1 protein-coding gene is annotated in these 1,085 nt (G+C 58.1%); it reads right to left on the bottom strand.

Annotated elements, in window-relative coordinates:
• Positions 1-191: 191 nt before the first annotated feature.
• Positions 192-1,085, bottom strand: an 894-nt coding sequence (locus ACK8OU_RS20250; RefSeq protein ID WP_410305130.1) for a Fic family protein, incomplete at its 5' end; no start/stop codon positions are given.

Below are 1,085 nucleotides of genomic sequence, written 5' to 3'. Positions count from 1 at the left end.
GTACTAGATCCATCCCAAAACTAATCGTACAAAGCGGGATTGAGCCTTTGCCTAAGGTTGCGTGGAATGTCAGCCCTCGTCATCGAGGTTAAGTCCTTTGCCTCCGCGCCGCGGCGTATAGGCGCATTCAACATATTTTGACATAAAACGACTTATCGGATTTTTGATAAATTGTTGTTTTCATGCAATTTTTATTCACTCCAGTCGAGTTTCAACCAGTATCGCGTGTGCCGCCGCTTGCCGGTTCGAGCGAGCACGCCCTTCTCGACCAGATCCTGCAGATCGCGGGTCGCGGTCGCGCGTGAGGTTCCGGTGATCTTGAGGTAGTTGTCGGCGCTGAGGCCGCCTTTGAAACCGCCAGGGCCTTCCCGAAACATTCGAGCGATGGCCTTGGCCTGTCGTTCGTTCAACTGGTCTCTGTGACGATCGTAGAAGTGTGCCTTGCTGATGAAGAAGCCGACGCGGTCGAGTGTTGCCTGTTGCGCCTTCAAGACAACTTCCGCGAACCAGACGAGCCAATCGGTCACGTCGAGCGTTTTTTGATGCTGCTCGAGCTGGTCGTAGTATGCCTTGCGCTCCTTCTCGATGGTGAAGGCGAGCGAGATGAGGGTCGGCTGGCCAATGTTCTGCGCCAGCGACTTTTCAGCGAGGGCGCGACCCAAGCGTCCGTTGCCGTCTTCGAAGGGATGGATGCTCTCGAAATAGAGGTGGCTTAGCCCTGCGCGCGTCAGCGCTGGAAGCGGCTCTGCTCCCCCCGGCCCGGTCTTGTTGTACCAATCCGCGTATCGCTCCATCTCAGGCATGACCCGCTCCGAGGGAGGCGCTTCGAAATGGATCGTGGGCCGGTCAAGGCGGCCGGAAACGATTTGCATCGCCTCGGCGTGTTGTCGGTAGGCCCCGATGGTTTCCAACCGACGGTCATGGGACAGGAGCATCCGATGCCAGCGGTACAGTGTCTCGTGGGTCAGCGGCTCTGCAAAACTGGAATAGACGTCGACCATCATTTCCGCGACGCCCTGTTCGCGCGGTTTGGCAGGGTAGCTGTCCGGATCGAGGCCCAGGTGGCGGCGCAGCGAAGACTGGAC

The organism is Pontitalea aquivivens (assembly GCF_046507575.1).
Lineage (GTDB): Bacteria > Pseudomonadota > Alphaproteobacteria > Rhodobacterales > Rhodobacteraceae > Pontitalea > Pontitalea aquivivens.
Note: the sequence above shows the minus strand (reverse complement) of the source record. Positions and strands in the feature narration are given on the sequence as shown.